Origin of the sequence: Flexivirga aerilata (assembly GCF_013002715.1) — a bacterium.
GTDB lineage: Bacteria > Actinomycetota > Actinomycetes > Actinomycetales > Dermatophilaceae > Flexivirga > Flexivirga aerilata.
In genome coordinates, this window is record NZ_JABENB010000004.1 from 1 (window position 1) to 24,662 (window position 24,662).

Here is a 24,662-nt window from a genome sequence, read left to right on the forward strand (position 1 = left end):
CTCGAGGGCCGCTGGCCCACCGCAGAGAAGTACTAATCAATCAGGGCCAGAAACACCGAATTTCGGACACTCCCGCCGGGTTTTCAATGATGTGGGTCGGGACCGCAGTGGACGCCTGCCGGCAAGGCATATACGCCACGGTCTCGGACGCTCTGGGAGCATCGCGGGCTTCGGCCATGGCCGAGGCCGAGGCCGCTGGTCTGGGCGATGAGTGGATCGGCAGCGCTAACCGGCTCGTCGACGCCGCAGCCCGGCAAGATTCCGAGGCAGCCAGCGAGGTCGTCAGCGAGATCGCCCAGCGCAGCAATGCTTTCGTGGTCGGCGTCGTCGGTTTTATTGTGGCCGGTCAACGCATGCTGCTGGAGGCCAACGCCGTTCATCAGGGCCGCACCGTGCACGACCTTTTGGAGCAGGTACGCGAGCAGCTCGCGACTATGCCCGACGATGACTCACGATGAAACGTGCAGCAGCTGTTGCCTGTGTCGTCGTCGCGGCTGTGGCGGTGCTGTCCGGGTGCGCATCGACGTCGAACGCCTCGGGGTCGGTCCAGCCGGCTAGGTCCTCAAGCATGGCCAGGTTAGCGACGAGCGGGGGAACGCGGGTACGTGTGACGGCGACGGTCGACGGTGACACCTTTCGCACCGATGTCGACGGTCAGTCACGGAAGATCAGAATCCTCGGGATCATTCATTAGGCAACTTGGGTGTCGCGATGGCTGGTGTCGGGTCTACCTGGGGCAACCTTTGGATCAGGAAGGGCCTCGCTGTAAACACTGTGGTCCGCCAGACCTCGGCGGCCAGAGTGGGGTCTCTCGGCCCCGATGCTGGCGATGAGAAAAGACGCTGTCCGCGAGCTCTCAGTGGCGGCCCATCGCCGCGGGCGGTGTCACTTTGCAGAACGGGACTGGCTCGTAACCGCGTGCGATGTCCCGCAGATCGCCTGCATCAGCGACACTGCTGAAGGCGCTCAGCCATGCCCCGTGCTCGCGCAGCTCGGCGGCGAGATCGTCCGGCAACGGCACACACCGCACGTGCCCGCCCAAGGAGGCGACCACGTGTCAACTACCAGGTGATGCCCCAAGACATCCCACTTGAGCTTTGGCCCGAGCAGTTCGCCCGTTCCACCTTGCTCCGCCAACGGGGTGAACGAAATCAATCAATTGTATCTGCAGTCGGCCCCAGACTCTGTGTTGCCCGTTGTTTCACAACATGAGCAATGCAAGCTGCCCCCACTCGCACTGCAGTACCAAATGTACCCCCTATGGGCGTAGCAGTAGGAGTAGCTGACGTGACCAGCTCCGATCGGATGCGAGAGGTTGCAGCATCCCGGTGATGCAGACGCCTTGGGCGCACCAGCTGTACCGCCAATGATGGCCGCAGACGTTGCTATTCCTGTCGCGGCGATGCTCTGTATGAGAGGGCGTCTGCGGAGCTTTTCCCTGTAGGATCCACTGCGGTCGCCGACGGCGTTCCGATTTCGCTTCCAAATGCTCAATGTAATCACCCGTTCGTACTTGGTTACTTGCAAGGCCATACGCGTACTTCGAACAGGAGATGCCCTTGGAGCTCCTATTGTTGTCACAACAGGACAGGCAAAACGAGCCCGCACAGGATGATGGAGAATCCAGACGCGTAGCGCATAGTCCGAAACCACCATCTTTCTCCATCTCCAAGCTGTGGGAGTGCGCACACCGAATATCTGATGCTTCGGATAGTAATCGCAACCATTGAAACAGTAGCCACTTCTACCAGAATGACCATCGCATATGTTGGATCCAGCAACGTTAACGCGATGAGTGCTGCCCACAACAGAGAAGTTGTCTTCTGGGTCGTCACGAGCAAGCCGAGGTCGACACCCCAGCGGAGTCCCAACCGACCCGGGCGCAGCACACGTATCAGCGCTTGAGGCACTTGCCGCCAAATGTGAGGCGTACGACCGTAAGTATCGGCCATCCCAAGAAGCAACAAGATTCCCACCGTGATCGCAAGGCGCGACTCAACCCCAATTGCGTCCTCTAGGACATGCCCAAATTTGTCGAGCGCATAACCTACAGCAATAGCGGCGGTTAGCCAACCAACAAAGAGCCCCGTCAAGAAACGTGTGCCATCCGATCTACTCCGCCGAAGCATAGGGCCGGCGACCCCGGCCATGGACTGTCCTCAAGGAGAAAACATCTGAAGCACGGCACCTACGCCCGCGAGACAGAAGATAAGTATCGCCATGGGATCAAAATGTCAGTCCGCGGATCGCACGTAGACGTTTCTGTCATTCAGCTTGCCATGAACAAAGACCGCATTCTTGGTGCGTTGCACCCCGCGTCCCAAATCAAGCATCTCTACGGAACCCCCGATGTCCACGGATGGTCTGTCAGAGTATTTCGCTACGACGTTCTTGGCTTCGCCGCCACCTCCAACCGTCAACGCCACTATGACGTCATGGCTACCATCGATGGAGTCGTGGACGAACGCGAATCCTCTGTCTATTGGTGGTGTCCACATCATCTTTCCCCTATCTAATAGTACTCAAATTCTTAAAGAGGCCGGATGGGTTCCGGTTCTTCGGGTATCGCATGAGGAGCATCGAACATGATGGTCTTCCACTCTCCGCGATAGGTATATATCCCGCACTTTGTCTGGGCGCGCAACTTCGACGGTACCCGCGAAGCCGCGACATGCTTGCTAACTTGACCCATGTCGTAGATTCCCTGCAGTGAATCCCACACAGTAATACTCATCATCGTCTTGGTTCGCCAGGATGAAATTACCGCGACTCCTCGAAATGCGAGAGCACGCTTCTTCGCCTGGCGTCGAACCGCGTAATGAAGTAGGCGAATCAATGCGAACGAGTACGCGTTCGGACATTCGAACCGTGTGACAACAATCTGTCCGCGACCGTCTTCGTGAATGATTCTGTCGCCGTTAGCTACGGAAGGCTCCGTCATGGTTACTTTCTCTTAGTTGTATCTGCAGTCGGCCGCCGACTTTGCGTTGTTCTTCGTTTCACAACAGGAGCAGTGGACACCACCACTTGTCGAGCAATACCAGATATAGTCCTGGTGCGCGAAGCAGTAGGAGTAGCTGACGTGATTCGGTCCTGACGGATGCGCGAGGCTGCAGCACGCTGGCGCTGCTGACGCTTCGGTCGCGTTGGCCGTGCCGGCGATAATTGCTGCAGACGTTGCGATACCTGTCGCTCCGATGCTCTTCAAGAGTGGACGCCTGCGAACCTTCTTTTCAGAAGAAGCTCGGTCGCAGGCGGGGCCTGTTTGCTGCTGTTTCCTGAACATCATGCCTGCTCCTTCACTCGTTCCTCATTTTCCAAACCCTTTGAATCAAGCGTTGAGCGAAGAGCGCGTAGTCGTTCGCGGTCTTCGAGTATTCGAGATTCAAGAGCATCTATGGATCCAAAATTGTAGGCACTGCGCACGAGTCCGTCTTGGATGTACACCGCGGAAGGACTGGAGTTGATGCCGAGGGATCCGACTACCCAGTTGCCGCCGACATCAAGATACGGCCGCAAGTTGGATAGATTGTAAGCATCGATAAAGTCCTGCCCGATACTGGAGGTGGCGGTCGATACAACAATGTGGACGTTGTTGTCGGCAACAAAGTGCGCATCGTCGTTAAGGGACCTCGCGACAGCGCTGCACGTGCTGCAAATGGAACTGAGGACGATTATGAGTCCTGTTGTCGCGGTGTCACGGAGTTCTGGAGGCCAACCGATATCAGTTAAGTCCCGCCTGAAATCCGGTATTGGCTCGACCCAGTCAGATGATTCGGTGGCAGCGGATGGGCCAGATTCCCTAGATGAAAGTTCTCCAATCATCGCGAACAAGAGGGTCACCGCAATCGCGAGAATAAATACGGCCGCGGTCAGGAGTGTGGTCACAACGGTCATGTTCGGATCCGTTCGAATCTCTGGGATATCGTTTGAAAGACGGACAGTGCCACGTATCGCTCGCTCTGTGCCGCCAGACAAACGAGCGATATTGATGCTAAGCATGCGACTACTGCAACGCGTGCGGCATAGTCGATAGGTGCGCATGCCTGAAAGAGGCCATAGATGAGGAGTGCGACGCCGAATGCGGTGTTACGCCAGCCTAATGAACTGGCGCTTGCTGCTCCAAAACAACCGCATGGCTCCTCGGATCCACGTATTGCACCCAGCGTCCCAGCGATGATGAATAGCGAACCGAGGGCAGCTAGACCGACTAGCTCCACGAGCACAGTGAAGCCGCGGAATGCTGCCGAAAAAGCTGTTGCCAGCTCGAGCGCGACGAGCGCGAATATCGCCCATCTCTGCACGTCGATATTTGGAAATAGCTCGTTTACGGAACGGACTACGGGTCCAGGTGACGCCAGTTTTGAAACGCTGGCTCGCACCAATACAACGACAACGAAAACCGTTAAGACGAGTTCGACGAACCTCCAAGCCATTGCTTCCTCCCCAGCAACGGACAAACCCCCGTCGGTGAGCTGTGATGAGCTCGTTGGCAAGGACTGTGTTCTTGCTGTCAAGCTACTCTTACGTTGACGGATGTCAAGACTTCGCTGTGGTTGGATGGCTGGTGGAGGAGGAGGTGCGAGGATGGATCGACGAGCGGTTAAGGCTGGCAGCGTGGCGGTCGCCGCCATCGCAATGACATTAAGTGGTTGCTCGAGCAGTGAGGCGAATCACCCTGGGAACACTGGGGGTTCGTCCATTTCGAGCGCTGTGGAGACGCGCTCGACGCACGAGGCTGAGGCAGCGGGGTCGCGAGGATGTCAGGCACCCTCAAAATCGGTCCTCCCGCAGTGGGCGGGCGCTGTGATGAGCACTCCAAGTGCGCCGCGGGCGCACTTGACAGGGAGTCAAGGTCGGATTGTGGCGGTCCCCTTCGGGTGGCCTTTACAAGGAGGTGCGAAGTCCGATCCGGACCGGGCGAATAAGATTCTGTGGATCGCTCGGTCGTCAGGGAGCGGGCCACTTCGGATTAAAGCTGTGGACCAGAAGAGCGGTATGGAAGTAACCCGCGTGTTGACTGATGGTCCTGGACCGTCCTACGTCACGATGCCGCGCCCGGGGTGCTGGAAATTCAATCTCTCGTGGTCTGGGCAGACGGACCATCTATTCGTTCGCTACTATTGAGCACTCTTCGCAGTGCGCCGAGATGGCGTTGGTGCGTCTCCCAATCTGGTGTAGAGGCCTCAGCGCCAAGGAGTCGACTGTTAATCCGATAGCAGGTACGTACTGCGTCGTCGGTGATGAAGGACGCCGAGCTACTTGCTAGGCGCGGTCTGTGGCTTTGGCAGGCGCTGGACCTGTCGTAGCTGGGCGATCTCGGCACGTGCTTGCTGAAGCTCGAGGGAGAGCTCAGTAGCGACTTTGACGAGAGTCGTGGTGGTCTGCCGTCCGGCGTCGAGTTGTCTTCGCAGGTCAGCGTTTTCAGTCTTGAGCGCACGGTTTTCGTCGGCAACCTGCGCGATGGATGCTGGTGTCTGATGCTGAGCTTTGGCACGGGTCTGAAAGTCGTCGACGAGGTTCTTGTGGTCGCCGTAGACGACATCGCGCCGGAGCCCCGATTCGGTGATGAGTTCTGTGCTGGTGAGTCGTCCGCTGGTGGATCGAAGGGGTGTGCCGTCCAGTAGGCGTTGCGCGGCCGCGGTCAGGTCGCGGCGTTCCGTTTCCAGGTCCCGTTTGCGGCGGCTCACGACGTTGCGTCTGTTGTTGTGGTGGTCTCGTGCCTGGCGATCACGCTTCGTGCCTGACTGGCCTGAGCACGAGTGCGGTCGCGGAGGGGTTCTGGTGCCAGCGGGTCCTCAGCACCGGCATCCAAGGTACTGACGCGTTCGCGCAGCAGCTGGATGTCGCGGTCGGTGTAGGCGAGGTTCAAGCATCCGGATTGGCATTCGGCTTCCAAGGGTCCGTCGTCGACTGGGAGCCCTTCGTTGACTCTTGCAGTGCGGCAGGCTGCAGTCTCGGGACGGTAGACGCAGGTCATGGCGTCGCCGTGGTGGATGTTCGGGTCCACCTGGGCCAGCAGGCGTTCGACGTTGCGCACCCGGTTGACGGAGCGGCCGGCGAACCGGTGGGTTTGCTGGATCTGGTCTTGGTAGGCGGTGGCGGCGGGACCGCTGACCGACTCGCCTTCGGCCAGGAGCAGGTGGTCCTGCTCGTTTTGCTCGAGGATGGCTTCCAGTCTTTCGACGGCGACGTCGTCCTGCCAGCCGGTGTCGGCTTTGCCGCTGTAGCTGAGGGTGACGGTGGTGGACACGTGCCCGTATTGCAGTGCTGCGGCGATCAACCCGCGGGGGCGGCGGACGATGAAGTAGGCCAGGGTGCGGCGGAACCTCGAGGGGTAGATGCGCCCGTTCGGGTCCGTCGGTATCAGCGGCTTGCCATCGGTGCGGGCGAAGGTGGTGTTGACCCAGTCGATGAGGCGCTGCAGGTCATGGGTCATATCGCCGGTGCGTCGCGCGTTGTGATCGGCAGGTCGCCTGACGTGTGCGCCGGTGAGGCTGGCAGGGAACAGGAACGGAGACTCTGACAACTGTTCCAGGATTTCAATGGCTTGGTGAACGGGCCGCACGACGACCCATGCCCGAGCCCACGGATCGTGCTCGCCGTCTTCGGGGCGGGGTGCACGACCGTGGCCTTTGCCGTAGCGTCCGTTGACGAGCAGTTGCCCGGTGTCTGGGTGTTGGCTCGCGCAGCCGCGGCGCAGGTTGAGCGTCTCGCCGGGGCGCATGCCGGATAGGTAGCTGATGACGACGAAGCATGCCGCGGAGAGGCACTTCATCAGCGCTGATAGTTCCTGCGTGGTGATCGGCTGTTGTCGCCATGGTTGGTCGTCGATCCGGCCGGTGATGGTGCCGACGAAACTGCCGGCAGCGACTGGTAGGTCGCGGTCGAGGACGGGATCGCGAAGGTGCGGGTGGACTTGGTGGTTGGTCAGGTTCAGGCGTATCGCGATTTGAGCCCAGTTGATCGCGGACTGGCCGTCACTGCTCAGTTGGCCCGGCAGCGCGTTCCTGTGCTCGGCGGTCAGTGCAGCGAATCGGGTGACGCGTTGCCGTGACGATAGCCCGTGGTAGGCGTCCTGGTCAGGGTGTGTTCCAGCTTCGTACCGGTCGAGTTCGTCGCGTGCCGCCACGATGTCCGGGCCGATGGTGTCGACCATCCGCAAACACCAGGACAGCAACGCCTCCATGGTCGCGGAGGCGATCCGGGGAGTCGTGTTCTCTTGGCCCGCCGCCCGGGCAGGCGCATTGGCCATCCGAGCCGGAGTGGTCCCACCCCAGGGAACGGTTGCCGATCCGATGCGGCAGCGTGATGGCAGGCGGTCACGGTAGGACCACATGGCAAGGACCCCGATGAACAGGTCCCGTTTCGCCGGTTGCTGGTCTCCAGTCCCAGGACGTGCTGGCGGTACCGGTCCAGCTGCTGGTCGGTGACCTCGCCCAGGCTGCTCAGGTGCTGCTGGCTCATCCAGGTAGCAAACACGCGCAGCGTCTGTAGCCGGAAGCTCAGGGTGCCAATACCCATGAGTTCCCCGCCGCTGGTGACGGTGACCGTCCGCGGGGTCGGTTCGGTCAAGAAGGCCAGCACCACGGTCTTGAAATCCTCGACCAGTTCCGCGGGCCAACGTCGCCAGTAGATCGCCGCGATCTTCACGTGCGCGTCGGGATGGGCAGGGCCCAGGTGCCAGACCATGTCGCCGAACGACGACAGCTTCTCGGGCGGGGTACCCGGGCGGATGGTGTGCCGGTGGAGGATCGACACCTCGGCAAGGTCTGAGCCGGTGCGGGCTACTGCAAGTCCCATCGTCCCTCCAGAAGGTCGCTGATGCGCTGTCGATGCTGAGCGGTAATGGCGCGCCTAGCGTGGTCGATCTCTGCGGGCTGAAACGCGTTGATGATGTCGTGCAGTTGCTGCAGCCGTGGCCCGTATCGACGCGCCCACAGTGTCGGCGGCGTATGGCGGCGCAGGTCTTGGAGCGCGTCGATCGCGGCCATCTGGATCGGCAACTGGCGCGGCAGAGCCCGGGCGTTGCTGCAGTCCAAACAAGTCAGGAAGGATGCCGAGCACACGGTCCCCGCGGGGTCGTAGGGGCTGTCGCGATGATCCCGGCAGGACGCCAGCACCGTGTCCTGGGCTCCGCCCACCATGCCAGCCAACTGGTCCGGCTCGACGCCAGCTTGGTCGGCGGCGGCCCGTGGGTCCCGGCGGGCCAGGTCCACGAAAGCCTGGGTGAAGACCGGGACGCGGAAATGATCGCGGGCCTTGGTGACCTCGGCTTCCAGGGCTGCGGCGATCACGGTGCGGCTTTGATCCTGCACGACCGGGTGGGGCATGAGGTAGATGTCGCGCATCGTGGTGGCGGTGTGTGCAACGGGCCGCCGACGACGCTCGATCGCGGTCAATCGCAAACATCGTGCGGAAACAACCGGTGTCCCGCCGGGTTCGGCCGCAGCAACGGTCGGAAATCCCCGGGCCTCGGCCCACCGTTGCCCGTGCTGGATACGAAGGGTTGTGATCCACGGGCTCGTGGCCGCAGCGGTTGTCTTCGCGAGCCGGCCGGCGAACAGTTTGTCGGTCCCGGCATGGCGTCGAGCCATGCCGGTCAGGTTCAGCAACAGCTGGTAGACGCGCAGCGGGGACCGAGACCACCGATGCTCGGGGTCATCGACGGTGAGTAGGTCTTCCAGGGCAACGATCATGTGCTCGTGCTCGGGGCCACGCCGCGGCTTGCACGCCTCGACCAAGGCAACGCCGTCCTCAGTCAGACCCCCGTCGGGCCGGAAGTGTGCCGCCGGCCAGGTCGCGATGGTGCCATAGTTCTGGCCGGTCAACGTGACCAACAGCAATGCGAACGCCGCCAACTCGTGCGGCGACAGGCAGAGCATGCCCGCCACCGTCACCAAGCCCCCGCACCGGGCGACCTCGGGAGTGCCGCACGTGTTGGCCTTACGGGGCAGCTGGCCGGTGCGGTCGAACCCGTCCAGTAGCTCGCCCAGGAGAAGGTGCTCGCTTCCCGCCGGGAGGTCGCCGGCACGGTAGTCGGCCAACAGCCGCCGTGCACCATAGATGCGGTCCCTCGCGGTGCGCACTTCACGTCGCAGCGCGGTCATGATCACCTGCCACTGCGCATCGGTGTAGGTCTGTCGGGTGGTCTCTCGACGACTCATCCCACGCACCCGGATCGCCGCCAGACCCTGGCGCGCGCTCGGGCTCAACCGGTCGTCCTCGTGCAGCAGCCGGCGCAGGGTTTCGACGTAGCCAGCAACGGTGCGCGGTTTCAGGTGCTCGTAACGGCGTCGGAACGCCGCGAAATGATCGCCGACAATGTCCGCCGGGCACTGGGCCGGGACGGGATGCTGCGACAGCACCACAGCGAAGTGACGTGCTGCATCGACCAGCGAGCGTGCCGTCTGCAAGCGTTTGACGCTCGACCGGGCAGTGATCTGGCGGGCAACCGCGGCAGCCAGCCACCGGCGGATATCCTCAGAGACCGACAAACCAGCGAAATCGAAGACAGTGCTGCGTCCGCTGGACTCCTCCAGAAACAGCACGCTCATCCCGTCCGGCTGCAATCGCGGCTTCGCCATCCAGCCGGTGGCCGGATGGGTGGCACGCTGCCCGCCACGGGGCCCCGAACTCACCGCTCCACGACCTGAGCCCCGGTGGCCCCGCTCGTATCCGCCGGGGCAGGTACTGGTTGCAGAGTGCGCCCACCTTCGCGTGCCAGCGTCCGGAGCAGTGCGTCGACGCCGGCAGTCTCCTCCTGGTCCAGCAACCCCATCAGGTAGTCGATCTCAAGACCAGTGAAGGGTTCCAGGTAGATGTTCCGGGTGGTCATTGGGTGAGCGTGACCCATCAACGTGGCCAGCTGGAACCAGATGTCACCCAGTTGGTCGCGTAGATCCCGGGTTTCCTCCTCGGACAAACCGTCCACACGGCAGCGCCACACCGCCGACAAGATCGAGTACCACTTCAAGCAGAACGAGTGCCGCAACATGTGTGGCCGTGCCCACAGCGGGCAGTCGGCGGCCAGGCCGCCGCCGGGGCGTTCCGCCCATATTCGGGCGATGCGCTGGTTGGCCGCGTCGAAGGTGTCCTCCCACCCGTAAGGCTTCTTCGGCATCCCGTTCGGTGCGAGCCACAGCCACAGTGGCACGAGCCCCTGTGGGGCCTGGCGAAACAGCAGCCGCCGCTCGTCGATCCCCAACGCGTCCAGCGACACCGAGTGAGCAGCGCCCTCGATCAGGATTCGACGGCTTGCAGGGCGATAGTCGTCGACTACCTGAATAGCCGGGAGCCGCTCGTACCGGCCAGCCCGCTGCGCGCGGCGTACCGCCTCGGCACGAGAGCCCTCGACCGGGTCGGTGTACGCGGCGATCGCGTGCAGCACGCTGCGTGGGATCCGGTACGACCTGCCCGCCCGGCCGCCCTTGATGCACGCGGCCGCCAGCCGTGCCGCCGCGAACCGGCTTGAGCCCGGTTCGGGAATCTCGATATCGAGCACACTGGCCCACTCCGCCAGACGCAGCCCCGTCCCGTACAGGCCGTCCACGAAGGCGGCGTCGCGGTCCTCATTCATGCCACGCCACCCCGTACGACGCACCCCATCGAAGCCGTAGCCACACAACCCGATGTTTCGCCATTGCTCGAACGCCGACCGCAGCATCCACTTGACCTGCCGCCGCGATGAACTCGCTGGCCGCAACGGGTCACGGCCCACGCCAGGCGCTGAACCCATCCACGTCCGATGAAGCCCGTGATGCGACGATCTCGAACTCGTGATCGCGACAGGATTACCAACCCCGTACCGTTGACCAGCCCACAGATAGAAGCTGTTCAGCGCGGCCCGGTCGGTATCGAAGCTCGTCGGCTGCACCGGTCCGGCATTGTCCATTGACGACAGCCGCCACTCCTTGAACGCCTCCACATCTCCAGGCGTCGCTTCGTCCCAGCTTCGCCCGGACAGGTGGAGGAACTCCAGCCAGACCACGAGTGCGTACGCATACCGTCGCCACGTCGTCGGCCGGGCCGACGTCATCCGCCCGGTTCGGAAGAACAGGTTGATTCGCGGATCGGGCCGACCTCCCGGCCCCACCAAGGCCGGTGTGCCGTGCCGGGCACCGTTCTCGACTGCGCGCGTGTTCAAGTCGCCGAACCCCGGCACGCAGTCGACCTCGGCTGGGGGCGCGGTGAAGTCGTAGAACACCACCGTCCAACTCGTTGAGTGCGCAGGCATACACGTCCCTCCAGCTGGGTTGGAACCGACAATTCCGAACAGCCTAGAGAAGGACGAATGCGCCCGAGACCGGACACGGCTCCGTGCCGGAGCAGTGCGGGGGAGAGGATGCGCGGACCGCGCTGGATCGAATGATCTGGCGCCACACCGTCACATTGTCGCCCGGCCCGGGCAGCGACACTGTAGATCGGTACGGGCGCCTGTTGCGTTACGTCACTCTCGACGGCCGCGATATCGGACTGGCGATGATCCAGGCAGGTAGGGCGTCGGAATATCACCCACGCTCGGCAGCCCCGGAGTCGCGCCGCGCACAGTATGTTGCCGCGCAAAGGGAGGCGCAGCGTGCCCGCCGCGGCCAGTGGGCGACGTGCACGATCAGCCAGGAGGGAAAGCAATGACAGGACACGATGCCGGCGTACCGGTACCGGGCTCCGCAACTTCCACGGTCCACGGTCGGGTGTTCGCTGCGGCGGTCGAAGCGGCGGCGCGGGCGATGTACGAGACGTCGTGCGGGTTCGGTGATGTGTTGCCGCACCCGCCGTCATGGTCGGAGCTGCCCGCAGCGGAACGCGACCGATGGCGTGAGGGCGTGCCTCGTCCGGTGGTCGAGGCCGTGTTATGCGTCGCGGGTAGTTCGCCGCTCCCCGAGGCAGTGATCGCTCCCGCGTAGAGGCACCTTCCGACGAACGGTTGGTCTCCGTCGAAGGGTCTGCTCGGCCGGCGTACCGCAGCGCGTGACCCACTACGTGAGGTGTCAGTGCCCTCGGTCAGCATGGTGGCCGTGCATGCTGGTGAGCTGATCGAATACGCCGACACGTGCGCCTTGGGCGCAGGCGATGAGCACAGGGCGTGGATGCGGATCTGGATGGACCGGATGGTATCCGTACTCGCCGCGACCGCCTTGGGCGTTCTTGCTGGTCCGGCCGTCAGCAGCATATCGATGAGGGTCATGGGTGATAGGCGTGGCTTGTCCTGCGCCGGGGCTGTTCCGCACAGGGCTGGCCAGGTTCTATCGATCGACGCAACTGCATCGGGCAGGCATTGCGGGATATCCCACAGCACCCGCCCCGGGCCTCTTCGCCCGGCGCGGGCTGTGGAAGAAGGCGCGCTCAAGAGGACGCAGATCAGGGCTAGGACTCCGTGTATGACCCGTCCTTCGGATGCGCCTTTTTGGGCCGGTTGCGCTGCGATCGCCGACTGGGTCGGGGCAGCGCTCTTTTGTTGTTGAGGTAGCTGGCGCCGAGGGCGGTGATCACGAAGCAGGCCAGTTCCCAGACTGCGGGGTGTGCTAGTTCGAAGGTGAACATGGCGGCGAAGAGCGGGGCTTTCTGAGTGGTGGCTAAGCACCCGACCGCGGCGATGAGGGCGAAGCTGGGGACGTCGACGGGGAATCCGGCGTTGTGCAGGACGATCGCGACAACCGCCCCCATGGCGGCGCCGGTGGCCAGGGATGGGGTGAGTAGGCCACCTGTTGCTCCAGCGCGTAGGTATCCGGCGGTGGCGACCGGTTTGAGGACGATGAGCGTCGTGAGCAGGGCCAGCGAACGATTGCCGTCGGCGATCGCGTCGATGACTGCTTTCCCGTTGCCGAAGAGCTCCGGTGCCCACCATCCGGCGACGCCGAGCGCTATCCCGGTTGCGCCTAGCGACAGGATCAGCCGGGGTGTAGCTGCCGTGGGGTGTCTGCGGGCGGCGTGGGTGAGGCGGGTGAACGCTCGCCCGAGTATGAGGCACGGGACGATGGCGATGACGGACCAGACCGCTACCGGGGCCCAGCCGGATGTCATGGGCGGCAATCGGTAGGTGGGGCCGGTGCCGTGGATGAGCCACAGGATGCTGGTCCCGGTGAGGGACACTCCCACGGTGATTGCGATTGTGCGCGGTCGTCGCGTGCGCAGGATGATTTCGAGGGCGAATACTGCGCCGGCGATGGGTGTGTTGTAGACGGCGGATAGCCCGGCGCCGGCGGCACCTGCGATGAGGGCTTGCTGGTCGATGTCGGCTAGCCGAAGGCGGCGGGTGGCAGTCGCGGCGAGCACGGCAGCGCTTTGCCGAGGCGCTCCTTCGCGGCCTATGGAGGCGCCGGATCCGACGATCAGCACCTGCAGTAGGGCATCCGCCAGGACCGTGCCGATTCGTTGTGACGCGGCGGGCTTATGAACCAGGTCGTTCAGGGAGGGCACGTTCCGGCGGCGGCGCAGTAGCCACCACCCGGTGCCGGCGAGCAGTCCTCCGCCGGTGGTGGCGGCGACGCGGCGCCACCACGGCGTGGCGTGTACCCCGGTCAGGAACGATCCGTGGCCGTACCCGTAGGCGCACCGTTCGATGAGGTGCAGCAAGAACGTCAGGGCCACTCCGGCAAGCCCTGACAAGACCCCGGCAATCAGGATCGCCGCGCATAGTCTCAGCCCGATGCGGGCGCGAGACTGTCGTGTCGTGATTCCCGGCATGCTGCTGTGGCCGCGGGGTGGGGTGGGTGCCGGTGGGTGTGGCCGTTGGCGGGCCGGGTTAGGCACGGCCTTTGAGCATCGCGTTCCAGTACATCGCCGGCAGTCCGTACCGTTTGAGGTACCACATGTCGCGGCGTTCTTTGGTGGTGTCGATGAATTTGAAGGTCGGCGCGGGTTGCATCGTGTAGTCAAATTCGGCCAGGAGCATGGTGTGCCGGGATGTGGTCAGCGGGCAGGATGCGTACCCGTCGTATCGGCTGGCTGGTGTGTCACCGCGCAGGATCTTGCGCACATTGTCCGCGACGACGGGCGCCTGCTTGCGAATGGCGGCACCCGTTTTGGAGTTCGGGGTCGATCCGGCGTCGCCGAGTGAGAAGACCTCGGGGTACCGGGTGTGCTGCATGGTTTCTTTGTCGACCTGCACGTACCCGGCCGGGTCGTCGGGTCCGGCCAGCGGTGAGGCTTTGACCCAGTCGGGCGCGGACTGGGGTGGTACGAGGTGCAGCAGGTCGTAGGTCAGGGTCTCGTCGGTGCCGGCGTCGTGGTCGCTGATGACAGCTTGCCGGGCCTGGGGATCCACACCGGTCAGTTCGGACTGAGTGCGGACTTCAATGCCGTACCGGGCCGCGACGCGTTCGAGTTCGTCGGAGAACACTTTCACCCCGAACATTCCTGGTGTGGGCAGCACCAGCACGACGCGGATATCGGACAGCACGCCCTGCTCGCGCCAGTAGTCCGCGGCGAGGTAGGCGATTTTCTGTGGTGCGCCAGCGCATTTGATTGGCTTGGACGGCATTGTGAAGATCGCGGTGCCGGAACGCAGGTTACGGATCAGCTCCCAGGTTTTGGGTGCGTGTGCGGGCGAGTAGTTGCTGGACACGTATGGGGTGTTCAACGCCTCGGCCATGCCGGGAACGCCGTCCCAATCTAGCTGGATACCGGGGCAGACCACCAAGGCGTCGTACTCGATGGTGCTGGCGTCTTGCAGCGCGATTTTCCGGTTGTCGGGGTCGAATCCGGTGGCTGCTTGCTGCACCCAGGTCGCTTTCTTCGGCATTACCGATGCTTCTGGCCTGCCGGACTCGTCCATCGGTGCTCGACCACCGCCGACCAGTGTCCACAGCGGCTGGTAGTAGTGCGTGACCGCCGGGTCAATCACCGCGACGTCGTTGATGCCGTGGTGCAGCAGGCGGGCGGCGACGCTGATCCCGGCCGTTCCGCCGCCGACGACAGCGACGCGGTGGTGTGTGGTGTGTGCATTCATGGCTGGCCTCCATGGCCTGTTGATGGTGGTGCGTTGTCAGTGCCCGTGGTCGTGCACGATCTCGACGCCTTGTTGTGCGGCATCGTCGAAGTCGTCGTCGATGAGGACCACGTCTCGTCCGGCACGGTCTAGCAAGCTGGCGGCGATGGAGGCCCGGTATCCCGAGCGGCAGTGCACCCACAACCGGCCGGCGGGTAGCTGCGGCAGGTCAAGGAGCAATCGGTGGAGGGGAACGTGCGCAGAGCCGGCGATGTAGCCGCCGGTGCGTTCATCGGCACGGCGCACGTCCAGCACGATGTCCTGCGGTGCTTTGGCGCTGAGGTTGGCGAACGTCACCCGGGGGTACTGCGCCCGGTCGGCAGTACCTGCGATCTCATCCAGGTCGCCTGCAGCGGCACCGGCGAGCTGATCAATTCCGATCCGGACGAGCTGGCGTTGGGCATCCGCGATCTGTTCTTGCGACTTGCCGATCAGGGTGAGGGGGGCACCCCACGGTGCCAGCCACCCCAGGTAGGTGGAGAACTGTTGGCCCAACTCGATGCCGACGCTGCCGGCCATGTGATCGGCTGCGTACGCGCGCCGGTCCCGTAGGTCGACGACCCACTCTCCGGCGGTCAGCCGCCGGGTCAGCTCCTCTGCCTCGACTGGCAGGGGAGAACCCAAGTCTGCTGCGCCGGGGCCCTGCTGATTCAACGGGCCCATGTGGGCGTAGTAGGCGGGATATGCCGTCAACCCGGCGACCAGCCTGCGCACGAAGTCGTCTTCGTCCGGGTTGGTCAAGGCATCGTTGGTGCGCCGCTCGGTACCGATGGTGCTGGCATCGGCGCCCGTTGTGGCGCCGGAGGAGCAGAAGCTACCGAAGCCGTGCGTCGGATACACCGCGGCGTCTTCGGGCAACAGGTCCGCCAGTCGCCGGGCGGAACGGTACTGCGCGTGCGTTAGTTCTTCGGTTCGATCAGGATCGACCAGATCGGTGCGTCCCACGCTGCCGAACAGCAATGACCCGCCCGTGAAAACCGCTGGCGTGGCAGCCTCGTCGTCTGCATCGGTAATCACATAGGACAAGTGAGTGTCGGTGTGCCCGGGGGTCGCAACAGCCTGCACGCGCATCCCACCAACCACCAGCACGTCGCCGTCAGCAACGGCGCGCCGGTCAAAATTGACCGGGTCGGCGGCATTGACTACATAGGGCGCCTGGTGACGTTGCGCAAGCACGTACCCGCCGGTGACATAGTCGTTGTGCATGTGTGTTTCGGCGACTGCAGCCACCGCGACGTCGCGGTCCGCCAAGACCTCCTCGACGCGGTCCAGATCCCGTTGCGGGTCGATGACCACCGCGACACGCCCGTCATCCACCACATAGCTGCGGTTCCCCAGCTCAGGAGTCTCGATCTGAGTGATATGCACCGTCATGCCAACCTTCTTTCGATCGCTGCGCGTGTCCGTCCAGCCTGCTCGAGGCCGGCTCTTGCGACGTGAGCCAGCGGCAGATTGCGCCCTTGCTTCATATGTACGTACATTAATGGTATGTCGTCAGGGCCACAAGATCAGCGCGAGAAGTCCGTGGTGGTGCACGCCGGCACCGCCGATATCGCGGCGATGACCCGTCAGGTTGAGAATCTGCACGCCGCTGCCCCGGACGCAGTGATCGACGTGGTCGCAGTGGGCGCGGGGATTGATATGGCGCTGTCGCAACAAGTGCCTGAGGCGGCCGCGTTGCGAACCTCCCGAGTCCGGCAGTTGCTGGCCCACGGCGTGCGGGTGCTGGCTTGTGCCAACACGATGCGCAGCAGAGGATTAACTGCATCGGACCTGATCAGTGGTGTGTCCGTGGTGCCCTCGGGGGTGGCGGAACTGGCGCGTCGCCAGTGGGACGGCGCCGCGTACCTACGGTTGTGAACGACCAGGACTCGCAACGGAAAGCAATCAGGAAGATGCCTGCTATCGATCGCTCCGGCCGCGCGCCACTGTGGCGCCAGATCCGCGAAGACCTCTCCCAGCGCATCGCCGAGGGAGAATTCACCGGCGCTTTTCCGGCCGAGTCCGAACTCCAACAGCACTATGGCGTCAGCCGGCAAACAGTCCGGCAGGCTCTGCGCCAGTTGCGTGAGGACGGCATCGTCACCGCCGAGCGCGGCAGGTCACCGCACCTGGCGACGCCCACTGAGATCGAACAACCAGTCGGCGCCCTATACAGCCTCTTCGAGTCGGTCCGTGCTGCCGGCATCAGCCAACACAGTGTCGTTCGCGCGCTTGCCATCACCACCGACGCCCATATCGCCGACCGCCTCGGCCTGGACCTCGACAGCTCCTTGCTTCACCTAGCCCGGCTTCGCCTGGCCGGTGACGAACCGCTCGCTCTCGACGACGTCTGGCTGCCGGCCGATGTGGCGCGGCCGCTGCTGCACGTCGACTGGCACAACACAAGCCTGTACGACGAACTCGACCACCGGTGCGGCATCCGGCTCACCAGCGGCCAGGAGCAACTACGGGCAGCCGTCCCCGCGGCGCACGTTCGCGAACTGTTACACATCCCACCCTCAGAAGCCGTCTTTTGCATCGACAGACTCGGGATCTCACACAATCAACCCACCGAATGGCGACAAACCATCGTGCGCGCCGATCGATTCAGCATGATGGCCGACTTCGACGCGCGAACCGGGTACCGCATTGCGGTGCACCGATCAACTGAAGCATGACCGGCTTGCCTCAGATCCAATCTGACTTCTGATCGGCCAGCGATCACAAGCAGGCTGAGTTCGACACTCCAATAGGCGCATATAACCCGGCATCGCGATGCAAGACGCACCCGTTCAAGCACTCATAAAGAGTGTTCTCCGTGAAAGTATTCAAAGACCCAGCCAATCGCAGCCAGCGCCACAAACGGGACGGCAAGCATCACCAGCCACCATCCCACCGCAAGCCCCAAGGCGATGACGGCAAGCGATGCGGCCAAGAACAACGGCCACCATGAGTGCGGGCTGAAGAATCCATAATCGCCCTCCACGTCGCCCTGCTCGCCGGACGGATCATCGTCCGGCCGGGAGTCGATCTTGCGACCGGTCCACCACAGGAAACTACTGATCAGCAGACAGGCCAGACCGGTCAGATAGAAAGCGACGGCACCGACAGGTTCGCTCCAATGACTGAACGTGCCATAGATCGTCCCCACGGCGAGTCCATAGACCGCCAGTAGCAAAAAGATCTTTGTTTCAACTTTCATCTGAACTCCTTTGCGGACCTCGTTCGAACCTACCTGCGCGCGTCGCGCGGCGCACCCGCTGTCCTCACCCCGCACTGAGGTGCAAGTGCTGCACATGCCGGGGCCCGGCAAGTGCCTGAGGCGGCCTTAGGCTTGCCAACGGCTTAGCCACCTGACATACTTCCAGTATTCCAGATATTTATGGAGGATGCAGTGGGTTCGCGGATACGGCTGTTCGAAGAGCTGTCGGTGGTTGGGAAGGCGTTCGGCAGTCCCCGCCGGTTAGAGATCATTGAGCTGTTGGCGCAGAGCCCGCATTCGGTGGAGGAGATCGCGCGGGCTCTTGATCAGAGGCTGAGCACCGTGTCGGCTCATCTGCAGATTCTGCGGGCATCGCGGTTGGTCGGTTCACGACGGGATGGCACACGCGTCATCTACCGGCTTGCCGGGGAAGACGTGGCAGACCTGTTCGCAGCGCTGGGCGTGGTGGCACGTACGCACTCACCTGATGTGACGGTGGCGCGTCGGGCCTACCTGGGTGCGGGCGACGACGGACCGGAAGTGATCACTCGTGCCGAGCTGATGGAGGTCTTGGGCGCCCCGCAGACCACGCTGCTGGATATCCGGCCGTCGGAGGAGTTCGAACAAGCCCATCTACCCGGTGCGGTGTCGATGCCGCTGGAGAAGTTCTCCGGGTCACTGCAGCAGCTACCCGCAGGAAACCTCATTGCGTACTGTCGCGGCGCCTACTGCCTGCTGGCACACGATGCCGTCGCACTGTTGACAGCCGCCGGCCGAGAGGCCAAACGCCTGGAGGACGGGATCCTCGAATGGCGCTTGGCCGGTCTGCCCCTTGAGCGAACCGCTCAAGGGGTCTGAGCGACATGGTCCAGGCTCTGGCAGCGATCCGACACTGGGCTCCGAGGCAGTGGGGCATTACCGGTGCCGTGACGGTCGTGGCAGTCGTAGTTGTTGCCATCCCCACCGACCTACTCCCGAACCCCTTGTTCCGCCGAGACGTACCGCCGCAATGGTGGGCGTGGCCGGCGCTGCTGGTGTCGAGCCTCTTGATGGGGCTGCTGACGGCGACATACGTCGCGTCGCCGTCAGCAGCCGAATCGGCCGAAACAGCCGCGCGGCCAGTGCGGCACGGGACGGCGGCGGGCCTTCTGACCTTCTTCGCTGTTGGTTGCCCCGTGTGCAACAAGATCGTGTTGATGGCGTTGGGGTATGCCGGGGCGATCAGTTTCTTCGAGCCGGTACAGCCGTTCCTGCAGCTGCTGGCCATCGCCTTGCTGATGTGGGCGCTGCGGGCCCGTCTGACCGCGCAGACACAGTGCCGGCCCAAACGGCCTCAACCAACGACGTAAGGAACTGACACCAGTGAGTAAGGCCAATACCGATTCAGCGCAGCGTCACGTGATGACCCCACTGTTCGTGGCTTTCGTAGCAGCCGTGGTCGCAGTCGTTGCCTTCATCGCCACCCGACCCGGCAACTCGGCGCACGCGTCGAAGCCAGCAGGCAATCAAACAGCCTCGGCATCAGTGGGCGACATACCCAAGGAATTCCGCCACCTCGCACGTCGGCAGACCGCTGATCCGCTAGCTCAAGGCAAAGCAGACGCCCCGGTGGTGATGGTCGAATTCTCCGACTTCCAGTGCCCCTACTGCGGTCAATTCGCGCGCACCACCGAGACGAAGCTCGTTGACAAGTACGTCAAAAAAGGCGTGCTACGCATCGAATGGCGTGACTTCCCCTACTTCGGCAAGGAGTCGTACACCGCGGCGCTGGCAGCGCGCGCCGCCAGCAAACAGGGCGGTTTTTGGAAGCTCCACGACGCGCTGTACACACATCAGGCACCGCCCAACAGCGGGGAGCTCACCACCGACCGGATCGTGTCGTTGGCCACCTCAGTCGGTTTGGACGGGACCAAGCTTCGCGCCGACATGCGCGACCCGAAGCTCGCCACGGCAGTCAAAGCTGACTTCACGCAAGGCCAGAAACTCGGGATCAGCGGTACGCCCGCTTTCGTGATCAATGGAACGCCGGTAATCGGAGCCCAACCACTCAGCGTCTTTGAGAAAACGATCGAGCAGGCATCCAAGGACCAACAGTGAACAACGTCAGCTTGCTGTCGGCACTGGCCGCAGGCACCCTGTCGTTGTTGTCACCATGCAGTGCCCTGCTGCTGCCATCGTTCTTCGCTTACGCATTCTCTAGCAGGCGCGCACTGCTCGCCCGGACGACCGCCTTTTACGTCGGGCTTGCGCTCGTACTAGTGCCGTTGGGCACAGGCACAGCAGCAGCATCGAGGCTCATGTACGGCCACCGCGGGCAACTAATCCTGATCGCTGGCTGGATCATCATCGGCATGGGAGTAGTTCAGCTGCTCGGCGGTGGCTTCCGCCTCCCACTGACCGCACGCCTGCAAACCTGGGCGGCATCCCGCGGCGCCGGCCGCGGCGGTTATTTATCAACAGTCGCCCTTGGCGCGGTATACGGACTTGCAGGATTCTGCTCGGGGCCGGTACTCGGAGCGATCCTGACCATGGCCTCCACCCAAGGATCCAAAACCCTCGGCGGGGCCCTGTTGGCCGTGTACGCACTGGGCATGGCACTGCCGCTCTTCGTGCTGGCATGGTTCTGGGATCGCTTCCATCTAGGGCAGCGCTCATGGATTCGGGGAAAAGCCTTTCAAATCGGACCGTTTCAGATCCACACGACCTCGCTCATCTCCGGCGCCCTGTTCATCGTCATCGGCGCCCTCTTCCTGCTCTACGACGGCACCGCAAGCCTGACCGGCAGCCTTGGTCTCTCCGATACCACCGGCCTGGAAACAAGCGCCCAAGAGGCGATCTCGCGCGTTACGGAGGCCGTACCCGTCTGGGCTTTCCCGCTTGTGATCGCAGTTGTGGCGTCCATTATCGCCGTTTCTCGATCCCGTCAGCAGCCAACACCACCGCACGGTGAACGTAGCGGTCTGCGCCACAACCGCACTCGTGGGTGAGGGCTCGCTCACCCCATGTCTTTGTCTCGTTGGCCAGCCCATCGGCAACATTCGTTCTCAACGAACCGTTCCTGTTGAACACGGACTCAATTTGCCTGATGCGCCGTAGCACCGCGGTCGAGTGATCATCGGCCGAGGAACCGCTGCCAAGCGGAGCTCTTGGAGTTCTGTGGCGGTTTCGGATGTCCGGGGCAACGGTCAGCTGGCGGGATCTTGCCCATAACTTGGTCGACGTGGCGGCCGCAGCCGGCCCACGTGGTCTTACCGCACTGCTTGCAGCGGATGGGTCGACACATGAATACATCTCCTGTTACTTGTTGCCTGTACGGGCCGGTTCGATCGGTTCGGCGAAGTTCGCCGACGGTGTATCCGCGCGGCGTGGTGCGGCCTCTCGTGGTTGTGCGGTTGCCCCCTGGGCGGTCGTGTTTGGTCAGTGGGAGAAGCGGATGGTGGGCAGGATTCGGCGTAACCAGGAGGGGCATGCCCATGCCGCACGTCCGGTCAGGCGCAGCACCACCGGCAGCAGGACGAGGCGCACCAGGAAGGCGTCGAGCAGGACGGCGACGCCGAGGATGACGCCCATCTCTTTCGGTGGTAGCGGGCCGGACAGGGAGAACGTGAAGAAGACCGCGACCATGACGGCGCCGGCGGCGAAGATTACCCGTCCGGAGTGCGCGACCGCGCCGACCATCGCCTCGTGGGGGTCGCCGGATCTCTCCCAGTGTTCTTTGGCCGAGGCGAGCAGGAAGACGGTGTAGTCCATCGCGATCGCGAAGATCATCGCGAAGAAGAAGACCGGCGCCCACGCGTCCAGGAATCCCTGCGGTTCGAAGCTGAACAAGCCACTGAGATGCCCGTCCTGGAAGACCAGGCGCGCCACACCGAAGGCCGCGGCCGTCGACAACAGACTGGCCAGGGTACCCAGCAGCGCGATCAGTGGTGCTTGCAGTGCTACCAGGAGCAGCACGAACCCGAGGCCCAACACGATGCCGATGACCCATGGTGTCGAGCGATCGAGTTGGCTCTTCAAGTCGAGGTTCTCGACCGCGGCACCACCAACGACTGCCCCCCGCGGAAGGGTGTCGCGCAACCGGTCGACGGTCTGCCGCAGGCCCGGGTTAGACGGGTCTGTCTTCGGCATTGCCTGGATCAGGGTGTACGGCGCACCGTCAGCGGCCGGTTGAGCAGGAAGGACAGCTGCTATCCCGCGGTCCTTGGCCACGGCCGTCGCAGCAGTTTTGGCTTCCTGGGTGGGCGCGATGATTTGGAGCATCCCCGGCGCGCCGGGACCGAACGCTGCCTGGACGCGGTCGTACCCGATCCGAGCGGCCGCGTTGTCAGGGAGCACCTTGATCGAGGGCATCGCGGTCCGTAGGCCGGTGATCGGTGCGGCCAGAGCCAGCAACACGACCAGCGCGCCGAGGCCGTACGCGAGGGGGCGGCGCCACAGCCGTTCACCCCACTTCTCGAAAGCCGGTGAACGGTGCTGACTGACCCGCGCCCACGGCAGTGCGAGCTTGTTGATCCGGGTATCGAGGCTGCCCAGCACGAGGGGTAGCAACGTCAACGTGGCGGCCAGCACGAAAACCACGGCGAGCATGATCCCGCCGGCCATCGACCGGAACGCCGGCGACGGCACGATCTCAACGGCCGACAACGACACCAACACCGTCAACCCCGACAGCAGAACCGCCTTGCCCGCCGTGTCCATCGTTTCGGCGACTGCGCTCTCCCGGGTGGCTCCTGGGACCGCGCGAGCGGCGCGGTAGCGCACCACGATGAACAGGGCGTAGTCGATACCCAGGGCGAGGGCGAACATCATCGCAAAGTTCATCGCCCAAATAGAGACTGGCACGACCTCATTGATCAACACCAAGGAGCCGGCCGAGGCGACCAGGCCCGCCAGGGTCAGCAGTAGCGGCAGACCGGCCGCGACCAGAGCGCCGAACGCCAGGACCAGGATCGCCAACGTGATCGGCCAGGACAGCATCTCCGACTTCAGCATCGCGTCGAGATTCGCCGCGTTGAAATCGGCCCACAGCTGGGACGCCCCGGTCGGCGTCACCTGAATGCCGTCGCCCGACAGTGCGGTCAGCTGGGGTTTAAGATCCACGGCCGCCCGGACCATGTCGTTGGTGTCAGCGCCGGCGCCACCGATCACGATCGCAGTGCGCCCGTCCTTGCTCAGCGTGGCACCAGGCTGCGGCGCGATCACCGCGGCAATCCGGTGATCACTACGTAACGTCTGCTCCACCGCATGAATCGTCCGCTGCCCCTGGGGTGAGGACAGACGCGTGTCGCCGCTGTGGATGACAACCTGCAACGCGGAACTGGCGTTTCCGCCGAAGTGCTCTTGCGCGAGTTGCCGGGCAGCCACCGACTGTGAACCGCTGGCCTGCCACCCGGCTCCGGACAAGGAGGCCTCCACCCGGGGCGCGAGAATGCCGAGTCCGACCACGATCAGCACCCACAGGGCGAGCGTCACGCGGGCATGACCCAGCACCCTTAGACCGAGGCGTCCCAACGGCCCCGCCGAGCGGCCGGCAGCGGTCTGATTCTTATCGTGCGATGCCCTGCTCGTTAACCGGGTAGATGTCATCAGCGTCCTCTCTTAACCCCCCGGGGGGATATGATGACGACTGTACAGAACCCCCAGGGGGGTTATGCAAGTCAGCTGAGGAGAACGAAATGAACGACTTCACGATGCGGGTGACCGTCGGGCAGGGATACGACGAAACCGTTACCCGGGTCCGCGAGCTACTCGCCGACGCCGGGTTCGGCGTTCTCACCGAGATCGACATGGCCGCCACGCTGCAGGCCAAGCTCGGCGTCCAGGTCGCACCGCGCATCATCCTGGGCGCGTGCCGTCCCGAACTGGCCCAGCAGGCGCTCAGCGTCGACCCGCGTGTCGCCACCCTGCTGCCGTGCAACGTCGTGATCAGCGTCGAGGATGACGGCAGCGTCGTCGAAGTCTTCGACCCCGCGGTGATGACCGACTTCAGCCCCGTGCTCGATGACGTCGCCGGCGAGGCACGCGCGCGCCTGTCAGTGATGATGGATGCACTGACCAACGACCAGAAAGACCGTGATGCAACTCGAGCCTGACGAGATCACCGCGATCATCACCCGCCTCAAACGCGCCAACGGACACTTGGCCTCCGTGATCCGGATGCTCCAAGACGGTGCGGAATGCGAGGATGCCCTCACCCAGCTGGCCGCCGTGAACAAGGCCATCAGCCGCGGCGGCTACGCCCTTGTCGCGACCGGGCTCGAACACTGCATCGCCGAAGAAGGCCGCGACAGCGTAGACACCAAGAAGCTCGAGAAGTTGTTTCTCGCCCTCGCCTAGAAGACGCGGCCACGCGCCCCTCCAGAGTGGCTCACCAGAGATCCAGTTACCCATCTGACCAACCACAACATGATCGTCGGGGAGTGTCCGAAATTCGGTGTTTCTGGCCCTGATTGATTAGTACTTCTCTGCGGTGGGCCAGCGGCCCTCGAA

General features: G+C 63.6%; 21 protein-coding genes and 1 pseudogene. 10 read left to right on the forward strand and 12 right to left on the reverse strand.

Features of this window, described 5'->3' with window-relative positions; genetic code table 11:
- Nucleotides 1-458: hypothetical protein (locus tag HJ588_RS19115; protein WP_212756218.1), on the forward strand; the 458-nt coding region annotated here is incomplete at its 5' end.
- Between the two features lie 398 nt (nt 459-856).
- On the opposite strand, the gene HJ588_RS18790 is transcribed toward HJ588_RS19115, so the two are convergent.
- The 7 genes from HJ588_RS18790 to HJ588_RS18815 all read right to left on the reverse strand — a co-directional run bounded on the left by HJ588_RS18790 (nt 857) and on the right by HJ588_RS18815 (nt 11,209).
- Nucleotides 857-1,021: a hypothetical protein gene (locus HJ588_RS18790; RefSeq protein ID WP_171158660.1), complete on the reverse strand. Its 165-nt coding sequence runs from the start codon at nt 1,019-1,021 to the stop codon at nt 857-859.
- A gap of 2,264 nt (nt 1,022-3,285) precedes the next feature.
- The gene (locus HJ588_RS18795) at nt 3,286-3,897 is read right to left on the reverse strand and encodes a hypothetical protein (RefSeq protein ID WP_171158661.1); all 612 of its coding nucleotides are present in this window, start codon (nt 3,895-3,897) and stop codon (nt 3,286-3,288) included.
- Complete coding sequence (locus HJ588_RS20235; RefSeq protein ID WP_425270269.1) at nt 3,894-4,634, reverse strand: MauE/DoxX family redox-associated membrane protein; 741 nt, start codon at nt 4,632-4,634, stop codon at nt 3,894-3,896. The genes HJ588_RS18795 and HJ588_RS20235 overlap by 4 nt, the downstream gene beginning before the upstream one ends.
- Before the next feature lie 624 nt (nt 4,635-5,258).
- Nucleotides 5,259-5,690 (reverse strand): hypothetical protein, encoded by a 432-nt coding sequence (locus HJ588_RS18800; protein WP_171158662.1) that lies wholly within the window; start codon nt 5,688-5,690, stop codon nt 5,259-5,261.
- Nucleotides 5,687-7,189: an integrase gene (locus HJ588_RS18805; protein WP_171158663.1), complete on the reverse strand. Its 1,503-nt coding sequence runs from the start codon at nt 7,187-7,189 to the stop codon at nt 5,687-5,689. Before HJ588_RS18805 ends, HJ588_RS18800 begins: the two co-directional genes overlap by 4 nt.
- A gap of 598 nt (nt 7,190-7,787) precedes the next feature.
- Nucleotides 7,788-9,557 carry a hypothetical protein gene (locus tag HJ588_RS18810; protein ID WP_212756219.1) on the reverse strand — a complete coding sequence of 590 codons (1,770 nt, stop codon included), beginning with the start codon at nt 9,555-9,557 and terminating at the stop codon, nt 7,788-7,790.
- 80 nt (nt 9,558-9,637) lie between these two features.
- Entirely contained in the window at nt 9,638-11,209 is a 1,572-nt protein-coding gene (locus HJ588_RS18815) for a site-specific integrase (protein ID WP_212756220.1), read from the reverse strand.
- 95 nt (nt 11,210-11,304) lie between these two features.
- On the opposite strand from HJ588_RS18815, the pseudogene HJ588_RS20240 reads away from it, so the two are divergent.
- Nucleotides 11,305-11,634 (forward strand): annotated as a pseudogene (locus tag HJ588_RS20240) (thermonuclease family protein); the annotation flags it as partial.
- Nucleotides 11,635-12,366: 732 nt separating this feature from the next.
- Here the strand turns inward: HJ588_RS20240 and HJ588_RS18825 are convergent.
- The 3 genes from HJ588_RS18825 to HJ588_RS18835 all read right to left on the reverse strand — a co-directional run bounded on the left by HJ588_RS18825 (nt 12,367) and on the right by HJ588_RS18835 (nt 16,363).
- Nucleotides 12,367-13,590 (reverse strand): chloride channel protein, encoded by a 1,224-nt coding sequence (locus HJ588_RS18825; RefSeq protein WP_171158667.1) that lies wholly within the window; start codon nt 13,588-13,590, stop codon nt 12,367-12,369.
- 154 nt (nt 13,591-13,744) lie between these two features.
- Nucleotides 13,745-14,950 (reverse strand): NAD(P)/FAD-dependent oxidoreductase, encoded by a 1,206-nt coding sequence (locus tag HJ588_RS18830; protein WP_171158668.1) that lies wholly within the window; start codon nt 14,948-14,950, stop codon nt 13,745-13,747.
- 36 nt (nt 14,951-14,986) lie between these two features.
- Entirely contained in the window at nt 14,987-16,363 is a 1,377-nt protein-coding gene (locus tag HJ588_RS18835; RefSeq protein WP_171158669.1) for an MBL fold metallo-hydrolase, read from the reverse strand.
- Nucleotides 16,364-16,477: 114 nt separating this feature from the next.
- On the opposite strand from HJ588_RS18835, the gene HJ588_RS18840 reads away from it, so the two are divergent.
- Together HJ588_RS18840 and HJ588_RS18845 are read left to right on the forward strand one after the other, a co-directional pair.
- A complete protein-coding gene (locus HJ588_RS18840) occupies nt 16,478-16,849 on the forward strand; it encodes a DsrE family protein (RefSeq protein WP_171158670.1) in 372 nt (123 codons plus the stop codon).
- Nucleotides 16,846-17,649: a GntR family transcriptional regulator gene (locus HJ588_RS18845; RefSeq protein WP_212756221.1), complete on the forward strand. Its 804-nt coding sequence runs from the start codon at nt 16,846-16,848 to the stop codon at nt 17,647-17,649. The genes HJ588_RS18840 and HJ588_RS18845 overlap by 4 nt, the downstream gene beginning before the upstream one ends.
- A 122-nt stretch (nt 17,650-17,771) precedes the next feature.
- On the opposite strand, the gene HJ588_RS18850 is transcribed toward HJ588_RS18845, so the two are convergent.
- On the reverse strand, nt 17,772-18,173 hold the full coding sequence (locus HJ588_RS18850) for a cytochrome c oxidase subunit 4 (RefSeq protein WP_171158671.1): 402 nt from the start codon (nt 18,171-18,173) through the stop codon (nt 17,772-17,774).
- A 192-nt stretch (nt 18,174-18,365) separates the two neighbouring features.
- Between HJ588_RS18850 and HJ588_RS18855 the strand changes: the two genes are divergently transcribed.
- From HJ588_RS18855 to HJ588_RS18870, 4 genes are read left to right on the forward strand one after another with little or no spacing between them, the layout of a single operon-like run.
- Complete coding sequence (locus tag HJ588_RS18855; protein ID WP_343036811.1) at nt 18,366-19,031, forward strand: ArsR/SmtB family transcription factor; 666 nt, start codon at nt 18,366-18,368, stop codon at nt 19,029-19,031.
- Between the two features lie 5 nt (nt 19,032-19,036).
- A complete protein-coding gene (locus HJ588_RS18860) occupies nt 19,037-19,522 on the forward strand; it encodes a hypothetical protein (protein WP_171158673.1) in 486 nt (161 codons plus the stop codon).
- A 13-nt stretch (nt 19,523-19,535) separates the two neighbouring features.
- On the forward strand, nt 19,536-20,270 hold the full coding sequence (locus HJ588_RS18865) for a DsbA family protein (RefSeq protein WP_343036812.1): 735 nt from the start codon (nt 19,536-19,538) through the stop codon (nt 20,268-20,270).
- Nucleotides 20,267-21,160: a cytochrome c biogenesis CcdA family protein gene (locus HJ588_RS18870; protein ID WP_171158675.1), complete on the forward strand. Its 894-nt coding sequence runs from the start codon at nt 20,267-20,269 to the stop codon at nt 21,158-21,160. The genes HJ588_RS18865 and HJ588_RS18870 overlap by 4 nt, the downstream gene beginning before the upstream one ends.
- A gap of 430 nt (nt 21,161-21,590) precedes the next feature.
- Here the strand turns inward: HJ588_RS18870 and HJ588_RS18875 are convergent, their stop codons facing one another.
- On the reverse strand, nt 21,591-23,645 hold the full coding sequence (locus HJ588_RS18875) for an MMPL family transporter (RefSeq protein ID WP_265448140.1): 2,055 nt from the start codon (nt 23,643-23,645) through the stop codon (nt 21,591-21,593).
- Nucleotides 23,646-23,863: 218 nt separating this feature from the next.
- Between HJ588_RS18875 and HJ588_RS18880 the strand changes: the two genes are divergently transcribed.
- Together HJ588_RS18880 and HJ588_RS18885 are read left to right on the forward strand one after the other, a co-directional pair.
- Complete coding sequence (locus HJ588_RS18880) at nt 23,864-24,265, forward strand: DUF302 domain-containing protein (RefSeq protein ID WP_212756222.1); 402 nt, start codon at nt 23,864-23,866, stop codon at nt 24,263-24,265.
- Entirely contained in the window at nt 24,249-24,509 is a 261-nt protein-coding gene (locus HJ588_RS18885; protein ID WP_171158679.1) for a metal-sensitive transcriptional regulator, read from the forward strand. Before HJ588_RS18880 ends, HJ588_RS18885 begins: the two co-directional genes overlap by 17 nt.
- The last annotated feature ends 153 nt before the right edge of the window (nt 24,510-24,662 follow it).